Genomic DNA, 10,531 nt, shown 5'->3' on the forward strand with positions numbered 1-10,531 from the left:
AATGTTCCCGCAGGCCCTCCCGGGTCTCATCCCGCTCCGTCGAAGGAGCGGCGAGGCCTCACTGCCGGTTCTTCAGCGCGGCGAGGCGCGCCTCGATCTCCGAGGAGGACGAATCCGTCTCGAGCTCGGCGAACTGGGCGTCGAGGCTCTCGGCGGCCACCTCGGTCTTGCCCTGGGCGAGGGCCTCGGCGCGGCGGACGCGGTCCTCGAAGCGGGAGAGCTCCGACGTCGGATCGAGGACGTTGATCGACGAGATCGCGTCCGTCACCTTCGCCTGCGCCTCAGCGGTGCGCTGACGCGCGACGAGCTGGTTGCGCTTGTCCTTGAGCTCGCTGAGCTTCTCCTTCATCTGAATGAGGCCGGTCTTGAGCTTCGCCACGACCTCGGTCTGCGAGGCGATGAGCGGCTCGGCGGTCTTCGCCTCTTCTTCGAAGGAGATCTGCTTGCCGATGGCCGTCTTGGCCAGGCCGTCCCAACGATCCGCACCCGCGGCGTCGCCCGAGGCGCGGAGCTCATCGGCCTTGCGGGAGGCGGCCAGGGCCTTGCGGCCCCAATCGTCGGCAGCGGCGACGTCGGCTTCGTGGTCCTTCTCGGCCAGACGGAGATCGCCGACCGTCTGCGCGACGGCGGCTTCGGCCTCGGCGATGGAGTTCGTGTAGTCGCGGATGAGCTGGTCGAGCATCTTCTGCGGATCCTCGGCGCGGTCGATGAGGGCGTTGATGTTCGCCTTGGCGAGCTGGGCGATGCGCCCGAGCACGGACTGCTTTTCAGCCATGGTCTGGTCCTTTCTGGGGATGGAGAACAACGTCGGCGTGTTCCTCCATGCGGACGATTCGACTCTAGCAAGTATCCCTGAGCGGTGCCTGGAAGCGGGCAGCGCGATCGGCGGGGCCCGCCACCGGTCGGCGCTCGCTCAGAAGGAGCCGCCCCGGCCTCCGCCGAAGCCGCCTCCGCCGAAGCCGCCTCCGCCGAACCCCCCGAAGCCGCCGTCTCCGAAGCCTCCGAAGCCGCCCCCGAATCCGGCGTCCCGGTGGTCCGAGCGGTCGTGTGAGCGCCCGCCGCCCAACAGAACCGACCAGAGAAGGGCATCGCCCAAAGTCGATCCGGTCATGGACCCCCGGCCGGGAGCCCCCGCTCCGAAGAGGTGCCCGTCCTCGTCGCCGGGGGAAGCCGGAGCGGACAGGACGGTCGTCGCCGCGGAACGCGCCGAAGCCGCGAGGGCGAGCGCACGGTCCGGATCGGAGGCGATCAGGGCATCGGCCTGAGCGAGCTCGCTCTGAGCGCGCGACAGGAGCGAGCGGGCGTCGAGGCCGATCATGCCCCGACGCGACTGGACGAAGGACTCCGCGCGGAGCACCTGGGCGCGCGCATCGGCGAGGGCGTTCGTCGCCGCCCCCCGCTTCTTCTCGAGGGCCGCCTCAGTGCTCCGCAAGGACTCGAGGGAGGCGTCGAGCGCGAGCTCCGCCATGCGGAGGCCCTCCAGGGCCGCAAGAGGGTCGCCGTCGCCCGATCGCGCCGAGCGCGCGGCGTCCACGGCCCTGTTGGCATCCTGGACGAGCGGCGCGAAGGCCGCCGGATCAGCGCCGAGGCGCGTCACGTCGGCCAAGTCCGCGGTGATCGAGGCGATGGCGTCCACGAGGAGCGCATCGACGCGGGCCAGGTCGTCCTTCGCCGTGAGGACGCCGTCGATCTGGTGACCGGCCATCGCGACTGCGCGTCTGGCGGTGTCGAGGGAGACGAGGGCGGAGGAGGCGTCGTGCGCTGCGAGCGACGCCGCCCGTTCGACGGCATCACGGGCCGAGTCGAGGAGGGCGCGCGCCTGTCCGGGGTTGTCCTGCAGGGAGGCGATCGTCTGTGCGGGGTAGAGGGCGGCGAGGGCGGAAAGCTCGGCGTCGACGGTATCCATCCGGGAGGCGTTCTCCTCGATGCGCGTGCGCACGTCTTGGATCTGGGTCTCCACTCCGGCTTCCCGGTCGCGCAGAGCGGCGAATTCCTGCTGGCGCGCCACGAGATCGGGCATGACGGCATCGAGGGAGGCCCCGATCCGATCGGCGAGGCCGGCGCGCTCATTCGGAATCGTCGAGGAGTTCATCGCCTCCTGAAGCGCGAATCCTTGCGCAACCGCAGCGGCGGCGCGGTCGAGCGCCGCGGCGTAGGAGTCGGTTCTGGACGCGCCGAATTGCGCACGGGCGTATTCGAGCTCGTCGCGGGCGGAACGGACCGTTTCGTCGGCTTGAAGGAGGAGCGAGTTCGCCCGGGCGACGCGCGCTTCGGCGGACTGCGCGTCGCGCTCCTGCGCCTCGCGCGTCGAGCGGGTGAGTCGGCGCTTGTTGCGCATGGCGACCAGTCCGGCGCCGAGCGCGGTCAGACCGCCGACGGCGGCCACCGCGGGGATCCACGCGGTCGTGGACGACGACTCCGCGGAGGACGAGTCCCGGGAGCTCGCGGGAGCGGCTCCGCCCGATCCGGTGCCGGTCGCCGTGGCCGCGGTCGCGGAATCGATGAAGGCGCCGATCGCCGTGGCCGCGGTCGCGGAATCGAGGGGGTCGGCCCGGCCGAGGACGGACTTGGCCTCGGCCATCGCGCTGGTCAGAGCCGAGTCGGAGACGATCTGCTCATCGGCGTTTCCGCAGGAGGCGTGGCTGCGCTCCTCGTAAGCGAGGACGTACACGATGGATTGATCGGACAAGCCGGAGTTCGCCCCCGCCCGCTGGCACCACTCGACGGGTGCGGAGCCCGAAAGGTCGGGCACGGCCACGACGTACACGTCGAGGCCGGCGGAGGCGGCCGAGTCGATCGACCGGGTGATCGACTCGGCCTGGGACGCGCTGAAGTAGGAGTCCGGGTCGGTGAGGTGATCGGAAACGGTGACCGGGCTCGTGGCGGCCGCCGCCGCGGCGCTCATGACGAGAAGTGCTGCGCTCGCGGCTCCTGTGGCGAGAGCGCGGATCGCGGGGCTCGGCAGTGTCACGGTTCCTCCTGGTCGTCGCGAAGTCGCTGTTCGGCTTCAGCCTAGGCCCAAAGGGCCCCGGGGACGCGCTGAGGGCCAGTGGGAACTAGGATGATGGGACGAGATCCGAACCCGGATCGTGTCGAGTCCTCGAGGAGGGGTTCTGTGCCCACAGGAAAGGTGAAGTTCTTCGACGCCGAGCGCGGCTTCGGCTTCATCGGCGGCGATGACGGCGTGGAGGTCTTCCTCCACGCCTCTGCCCTCCCCGAGGACGCGCCCGCGCCGAAGCCGGGCACGCGCGTCGAGTACGGCGTCGCCGACGGCCGGAAGGGCCCTCAGGCCCTGTCGGTGCGCATCCTGGCGCCGAAGAAGTCCGCGGCGGCTGCCCGCAGGCGCAAGCCGCAGGCGATGGTCCCGGTCATCGAGGACCTCATCAAGCTCCTCGACGCGTCCTCGGCGGGCCTGCGCGCGGGCCGCTACCCGGAGAACTCCGCGCAGGTCGCGAAGGTCCTGCGCGCGGTCGCGGAGGATTTCGATGCCTGAGACCAGTCGGAACGCCCGGGCGAAGTCCGCCCGGACGCGCGCCCCCAAGACCGACGCGGTCCTGTCGGGCGCGGTCGAGCTCGCGAAGGAATCCGCCGAGGCCATCGCTCATCCGCGACGCGTTGGCGAGCACCTGGGTTTCGTGATGGACGGCGAACGTCTGGGCACCCACTTCTTCGCCTCCCAGGACGCCGGATACCGCGGCTGGGCCTGGGCGGTCACGGTCGCCCGCGTTCCGCGCGCTCGTGCGGCGACGGTGTGCGAGGTCGACATGATGCCCCGCGAGGGCGCCCTGCTCGCACCCGAATGGGTGCCCTGGGAAGAGCGCCTGCGCCCGGGCGATCTCACCCGCGAGGACACCCTGCCCTACCAGGCCGATGATGCGCGCCTGGAGGCGGCTTTCGAGGATGCGAGCCAAGATCTGGATCTTCCCGAGGTCAAGGAGATCGGCCTCGGGCGCAAGAGGGTCCTGTCGGAGGAGGGGCGCCGGGCTGCGGTCGAGCGCTGGTACCGTTCGGAGCAGGGCCCCAAGGCGGGTCGTGCCCCGAAGAACTCCTGCTCGACCTGCGGGTTTCTTGTGAAGATGTCCGGTTCGATGCGCACGGTGTTCGGCGTGTGCGCCAATGAGTGGGCGCCGGACGACGGCAGAGTCGTGAGTCTGGACCACACCTGCGGGGCCCATTCGGAGACGGATGCGCCCAAGCAGGGGACGCAGTGGCCGGTTCGCCCCTCGCGGATCGACGAGGGCGCCCTCGATGCCGAACCGATGCCGAAACAGCCGGAGGCGGATGCCGCGACGGCGGTCGCGCAGGACGCCGTCGAGGCCTGAGCCCCCTCGGGATCGCGCCCCGCCCTCGTCCGTTCCGTCCGGCCGCGCCTGAGCGGCGGAGGGGTGATGCGTGTCACTGCACGATTGTTGCGTCGCTTTGGTGACCGAAGGCACGATTGTCCCGTGAGCACAAAGAATACGGCCGCGGCCTCCCATCCCGCGGCAGCCGCCTCATCCATCGACAAGTTCTTCCACGTCTCCGAGAGGGGATCGACCGTCGGCCAGGAGGTGCGAGGAGGCTTCGTCACCTTCTTCGCGATGGCCTACATCCTCGTCGTCAACCCGATCATCCTGTCCACGACCCTCCCCGAGGACGCCGGCTTCGGCTTCGGCGACATCGCCGCGGGCACGGCCCTGGTCGCCGGGATCGTCACGATCCTCATGGGCCTGGTCGCCAACTTCCCCCTCTCCCTCGCCGCGGGCATGGGCCTGAACGCGGTCGTCGCCTTCACCCTCGTCGGCGGTTCGGGCCTGAGCTACCAGGAGGCCATGGGCCTCATCGTCTGGGAGGGCATCCTCATCACGGTCCTCGTCCTCACGGGCTTCCGCGAAGCCGTGTTCAAGGCCGTGCCCCGCCAGCTCAAGACCGCGATCTCCGTCGGCATCGGCCTGTTCATCGCCTTCGTGGGCCTCATCAACGCGGGCATCATCCGCCCCGGCGGCACGCCGGTCCAGCTCGGCGTCAACGGCTCCCTCGCCGGGTGGCCCGCCTTCGTGTTCGTCATCGGCCTGATCCTCACGATCGTCCTCTACATCCGCAAGGTGCGCGGCGCGATCCTCATCGGTCTGCTCTCCTCCACGATCGTCGCGATGATCCTCCAAGCCCTCCTCCACATCCCGGCGATGAAGGACGAGGCCGGCGCGGTCGTCAACCCGACCGGTTGGGGCCAAACGATCCCCGAGATCACGGGCTCCCTCGTGTCCCTGCCGAGCTTCGGCTCGCTCTTCCAGGTCGACATGTTCGGCGCCTTCGCCAAGCTCGGCCCGATCGCCGTCATCCTCCTCATCTTCTCGCTCATGCTCGCCGACTTCTTCGACACGATGGGCACGATGGTGGCCATCGGCGGCGAGGCGAAGCTCCTCGACGAGCACGGGAACCCGCCGAAGTCCCGCGAGATCCTCCTCATCGACTCCCTCGCGGCGATCGCCGGCGGCGTCGGCGGCGTCTCCTCGAACACCTCCTACATCGAGTCCTCCGCGGGCGTCGGCGAGGGCGCGCGCACCGGCCTCGCCTCGGTCGTGACCGGCCTGCTCTTCCTCGCCTCCACCTTCCTCGCGCCCGTCGTCGAGCTCGTGCCGACCGAAGCCGCGTCGACGGCCCTCGTCTTCGTCGGCTTCCTCATGATGATGCAGGTCGCGGAGATCGACTGGTCGAAGGCGGAAATCGCGATCCCGGCGTTCCTCACGATCGCCTTCATGCCCTTCGCCTACTCGATCACCGTCGGCATCGGCATCGGCTTCATCACCTACACGGTGATCCGCATCGCCAAGGGCGAGGCCGGAAAGGTCCACGGACTCATGTGGCTCACCTCGGCGCTCTTCATCGTGTACTTCCTCCTCGGCCCGATTCAGGCGCTGTTCGCCTGAGTCCGGCGAGGGCGCTCCGGCCCGGCCGGAGCACCGCAGCGAGACGCGAGAACCCCGCGGAAGGCGACTTCCGCGGGGTTCCTCTATTGTCGGAAGAGTTCCATCCGATCGCCACGAAGCGCGGCGTCAGCACGATCCGAGGAGGCGCACTCGCGAGTGTCCCGCACCTTCCAGTCACTGGGGATCTTCAACTTCCGCCTCTGGTTCCTCGGCAACATCATCGCCTCGACGGGGACCTGGATGCAGCGGGTCGCCCAGGACTGGCTCGTGCTCACCGTCCTGACGGATCACTCGGGCACGCAGATCGGCATCGTGACGGCGCTCCAGTTCCTGCCGCTCCTCCTCCTGTCGCCTTGGGCCGGCGTCCTCGTCGACCGGATGGACCGGCGGCGGCTGCTCCAGGCCACGCAGGTGACGAACGTCGTCCTCTCCGCGATCCTGGGCGTCCTCGTCCTCGGCGGCTGGGCGCTCCTCTGGCACGTCTATGCGCTCGCGCTGCTCGGAGGGGTCCTCGGGGCGCTCGATTCCCCGGCCCGACAGGCCTTCGTCTCCGAGCTGGTCCCCGGCGAATCCCTCTCCAACGCCGTCGCCCTCAACTCGACTGCATTCAACGCCGCCCGCCTCTTCGGCCCCGCCGTCTCCGGCCTCGTCATCGAATGGGTGGGCATCGGCTGGGTCTTCGTCGTGAACGCGGCCCTCCTCCTCGCCCCGGTCGCCGCTCTGGCGGCGATGAGGTCCGCAGAGATGATCCATCGCGAGGCCGTGAAGCGCTCACCGGGTCAGATCCGCGAGGGGATCGCCTATGTGGCCTCACGCCCGGACATCGTGCTCATCATGCTCCTCATGGCGGTCGTCTCGGCCTTCGGCTTGAACTTCCAGCTGACCAGCGCCCTCATGGCGACGGAGGTGTACGGGAAGCAAGCGGGGGAGTACGGGATCCTCGGCTCCTTCATGGCCGTCGGCGCGCTCGCGGGCTCCCTGATCGCGGCGCGTCGCGCCAGTCCCCGGCTGAGGCTCGTCATCATCGGCGCCGCATCCTTCGGCCTGCTCGAGATCGCCCTGGGACTGGCCCCCGGATACTCGCTGTTCGCGATCCTGTCGATTCCGGCGGGGCTCGCGGCGCTCACGATGATCACCGCGGCCAACGCCGCGATCCAGATCACGACCGATGAATCGATGCGCGGCCGCGTCATGGCCCTCTACACGATGATCTTCCTGGGATCCACCCCCATCGGCTCCCCGACGATCGGGTGGATCGGCGAAGTCTTCGGGGCCCGCTGGTCCCTCCTCGCCGGAGGGATCGCCTCGCTCCTCATGGCCCTCGTCTGCGCACTGTGGGGGATGCGCCACTGGGGGTATCGCGTGCGGCTCGGCGCTCCGGGCGGGCGCGTGCGCCTGGAGGGGCCCGCGAAACGCCCCCGCGTCGAACCCGATGCCACGGGCCTCGAATAAGCGCTCCCGGGTGCAGCGCCTCTGGCCCGAGCGTCGGAGGAGGGCGCGGCTCGGCCCGGGTTCCGCTCCAGGCTCACAGGACCCGTTCGATGATCCAATCGAAGCAGGCGACGAGGGCCTCGACGTCCTCGATCGCCGTCGAGGGCCAGGTGGCGATCCGCAGCTGATTGCCGCCGACGCCGCGATAGGGGTCGATGTCGACGACGCCCTGACTGCGCAGAGCCGCCGACAGGGCTCCCGCATCGATCGCCTCATCGAACTCGATGGTGACGACGACCGGGGAGCGGTGCCCCGGGTCTGCGACGAAGGGGCGCGCCACCGAGGACGCGTCCGCCCAGTCGTAGAGCACCCGGGAGGCGGCGCGCGCACGCGCCTCCATCGCCGACAGGCCTCCCATGTGGAGCATCCAGTCGATCTGCTCGGCCAGCATGACCAGGGTCGCGATCGCCGGAGTGTTGAGCGTCTGGTCCTTCACCGAGTTCCTCACCGCGGCGGACAGATCGAGGAAGGCCGGCACCCAGCGCCCGGGAGCCGTCGACAGCTCCTCGGCGCGCTCGATCGCGGCGGGGGACATGATCGACACCCACAGCCCCCCGTCCGATCCGAAGGCCTTCTGAGGTGAGAAGTAGTACGCATCCGCCTGTGCGGGATCGATCGGGACGGCGCCCGCGATCGAAGTCGCATCGATCAGGGTGAGATCGCCCTCGTCGCCGAGCCTGCGCACAGGGGACAGGACGCCCGTCGAAGTCTCGTGATGCGGGTGCGCGAACGCGTCCGGACGGCCCCCGTCCGCCGAGCGCTCCCCGCCCGTCAGCAGGGCGAGCGATCCGGGCGCGGCGGTCACGCGGAGCGCGGGCGCCAGGTGGGGGGCGCGGTCGATCTCCTTGGCGAACTTCTCCCCGAACTCCCCGAAGGTTGCCAGGGCGGCGCGCTCGCGGACCAGGCACGCGGCCGCCGCATCCCAGAAGGCCGTCGCCCCGCCGTTGCCGAGGACGACTTCGTAGCCCTCGGGCAGGCCGTAGAGTTCACGAATACCTGCGCGGATGGATGCGACGACCGCCTTGACGGGCTGCTTCCTGTGGGAGGTCCCCATGATGAGCGGGCGGGCCAGGGCGTCGATCTGCGCTCTGCGGATCCGAGAAGGCCCGGATCCGAAACGGCCGTCCGAGGGGAGAAGTTCAGCGGGAACGCGCGGGTAGGACTCCATGGGTCCACGCTATCGCCCTCGTCGCCCCTCAGCGAGCGCTTTCCGCCAGGCGGCCGCGCGACGCTCACGAGGGCGGGAGCGCCGGACGAAGGGCTAAGAGTCGGCGATGCCCGATGATCGACACGCCCTGTGACCCGGGGGGCCGAGGACCTATGCTTGAGGGCATCGTGAGGCGAGCAGGGAAGGAACACAGACGTGGGCGACCTTATCGACACCACCGAGATGTACCTCAAGACCATTCTCGAAATGGAAGAAGACGGGGTGACGCCCCTGCGCGCCCGTATCGTCGAAAGGCTCGACCATTCGGGTCCGACGGTCTCCCAGACGGTGGCCAGGATGGAGCGCGACGGACTCCTGCACGTCCTGGGCGATCGTCGTCTCGAACTCACCGAGGAGGGTCGGCGTCAGGCGGTCGACGTCCTGAAGAAACACCGGCTCGCGGAGCGCCTGCTCGTCGACGGGATCGGCCTCGACTGGGAACTGGCTCACGACGAGGCCTGCCGGTGGGAGCACGTCATGTCCGATCGCGTCCAGGCGCGCCTCGTCGCGCTTCTGTCGGATCCTGAGACCGATCCCTACGGGAATGCGATTCCCGGAACGGGTGAGCCCGTTCGCGGCGAGTCGGTCGAGGTCGCGGTGCGGACGCGCCTGGGAGAAGGGCTCGCGCTCGTTCGGATCGGCGAGCCCCTTCAGGCGGACGCGGAGATCATCGCGGATTTCTCCGCGGCGGGGCTTCGCCCGGGGGCTGAGCTCCTCCTCGAGGCCGAGGGCGATTTCGTGCGTCTTCGTCCGCTCGACGCGTCGGGGGCGCCGGGAGAGGGGTTCCGGATTCCCCTGAATCTCGCCGCGCACCTCTTCGTGCGCCCCCTCTGAGCTCCTCAGGGGCCGGATGATGCCTCTTTCGGCTGTTTCTCAGCGAAAACGCTTACCCGTTATCTCCGTTATCTTGGCGTGACATTTCGAGGACGGCGGTTTAGAGTTGGCGGTGGCCGACAGGCCGACCGTTCCCCATGCACCGAAGTTGGACCGTGGGGGATGCGAGAAACAGGTCCAACGTGGGGGAACCATCGCGGCCGCAAGGCCTTGGGGTGAAGCCCGGGAAACCGGGCCGGGCTCTCCTGCCCGAATCCGACAGCTTACCTCGCAGGTCAACAAGGAGAACTAACGCACGTGACTCACGTCAAGCCCGCGCCGCGCCACCGCAAGGCGCGTCGTCCGCTCCGACCGATCCTCGACATGACGGACACGATGACCTCCATCGGCGCCGTCAAGCCCGCAGCGATCGCGTCCGTCACCGGCCTCGCCCTCACCGCTGTCGTCGGCGGTAGCGCGACCGCCGCTGGCGGCCCGGCTGATTCCACCCAGCCGACCCTTGCGCCGACCACGACCACGGCTCCGAAGTCCGTGGCGACCACCGTCGTCGTCCCCGACATCGCCTGGACCGCCGAAGAGGTCACCGCCTCCGCCGAGGCGCCCGCCGCCGCAGCTGAGGCGCAGCCCGCAGCGGAGGAGACGGTCACCCGCTCCGAGGTCCGTGAGGAGATCGCTCCCGCATTCGATCCCTCCGCTCAGGCCGCCGCGTACAACGCCGCCGGCGGTTCGATCGCCGCCGCTGCTCTCGCGCTGACGGGCATCCCCTACGTCTGGGGCGGCACCACGATGGCGGGGCTCGACTGCTCCGGCCTCACCCAGATGGCTTACGCCGCCGCTGGGATCAGCCTGCCGCGCACCTCCGATGCGCAGGCCGCGGGGGGCACCCCCGTTTCGGCCGCGGAGGCTCAGCCGGGCGACCTCGTCGCCTACCCGGGTCACATCGCGATCTACATCGGCAACGGCCAGATGGTCGAGGCTCAGATGCCGGGCCTGCTCTCCACGGTCGCCGCGGTTCGTCCCGGAGGGTACTTCGTCCGTTACTGAGCGCTGATCCTCAGCGTTTTGTTCGTCATGACCGGCCGGGCCCGTA

9 protein-coding genes and 1 riboswitch are annotated in these 10,531 nt (G+C 69.7%); of the genes, 6 read left to right on the top strand and 3 right to left on the bottom strand.

Annotated elements, in window-relative coordinates:
* Window positions 1–58: 58 nt before the first annotated feature.
* Window positions 59–775, bottom strand: coding sequence for a PspA/IM30 family protein (locus ACQY7V_RS06385; RefSeq protein WP_154476124.1), 717 nt, complete (start codon window positions 773–775; stop codon window positions 59–61).
* 138 nt (window positions 776–913) lie between these two features.
* Window positions 914–2,971: a TPM domain-containing protein gene (locus ACQY7V_RS06390; RefSeq protein WP_428639425.1), complete on the bottom strand. Its 2,058-nt coding sequence runs from the start codon at window positions 2,969–2,971 to the stop codon at window positions 914–916.
* A 144-nt stretch (window positions 2,972–3,115) separates the two neighbouring features.
* Here ACQY7V_RS06390 and ACQY7V_RS06395 point away from each other — a divergent pair, with 144 nt between their 5' ends.
* From ACQY7V_RS06395 to ACQY7V_RS06410, 4 genes are all read left to right on the top strand, one after another.
* Window positions 3,116–3,493, top strand: coding sequence for a cold-shock protein (locus tag ACQY7V_RS06395; protein WP_303772991.1), 378 nt, complete (start codon window positions 3,116–3,118; stop codon window positions 3,491–3,493).
* Complete coding sequence (locus ACQY7V_RS06400; protein WP_428639428.1) at window positions 3,486–4,322, top strand: DUF3027 domain-containing protein; 837 nt, start codon at window positions 3,486–3,488, stop codon at window positions 4,320–4,322. The genes ACQY7V_RS06395 and ACQY7V_RS06400 overlap by 8 nt, the downstream gene beginning before the upstream one ends.
* 123 nt (window positions 4,323–4,445) lie before the next feature.
* Window positions 4,446–5,909 (top strand): NCS2 family permease, encoded by a 1,464-nt coding sequence (locus ACQY7V_RS06405; protein WP_407822963.1) that lies wholly within the window; start codon window positions 4,446–4,448, stop codon window positions 5,907–5,909.
* 156 nt (window positions 5,910–6,065) lie between these two features.
* Window positions 6,066–7,361 (top strand): MFS transporter, encoded by a 1,296-nt coding sequence (locus ACQY7V_RS06410; RefSeq protein ID WP_428639430.1) that lies wholly within the window; start codon window positions 6,066–6,068, stop codon window positions 7,359–7,361.
* 73 nt (window positions 7,362–7,434) lie between these two features.
* Here ACQY7V_RS06410 and serC read toward each other — a convergent pair whose 3' ends face one another.
* The gene (serC, locus tag ACQY7V_RS06415) at window positions 7,435–8,568 is read right to left on the bottom strand and encodes a phosphoserine transaminase (RefSeq protein WP_428639433.1); all 1,134 of its coding nucleotides are present in this window, start codon (window positions 8,566–8,568) and stop codon (window positions 7,435–7,437) included.
* A gap of 195 nt (window positions 8,569–8,763) precedes the next feature.
* On the opposite strand from serC, the gene ACQY7V_RS06420 reads away from it, so the two are divergent.
* Together ACQY7V_RS06420 and ACQY7V_RS06425 are read left to right on the top strand one after the other, a co-directional pair.
* Window positions 8,764–9,441, top strand: a complete 678-nt coding sequence (locus ACQY7V_RS06420; protein ID WP_235361446.1) for a metal-dependent transcriptional regulator — start codon at window positions 8,764–8,766, stop codon at window positions 9,439–9,441.
* Between the two features lie 130 nt (window positions 9,442–9,571).
* A riboswitch (cyclic di-AMP (ydaO/yuaA leader) is annotated at window positions 9,572–9,732 on the top strand.
* A gap of 6 nt (window positions 9,733–9,738) precedes the next feature.
* Window positions 9,739–10,485 carry a C40 family peptidase gene (locus ACQY7V_RS06425; protein ID WP_235361445.1) on the top strand — a complete coding sequence of 249 codons (747 nt, stop codon included), beginning with the start codon at window positions 9,739–9,741 and terminating at the stop codon, window positions 10,483–10,485.
* Window positions 10,486–10,531 lie beyond the last annotated feature (46 nt).

This window comes from Schaalia sp. (genome assembly GCF_050312375.1).
Lineage (GTDB): Bacteria > Actinomycetota > Actinomycetes > Actinomycetales > Actinomycetaceae > Pauljensenia > Pauljensenia hyovaginalis.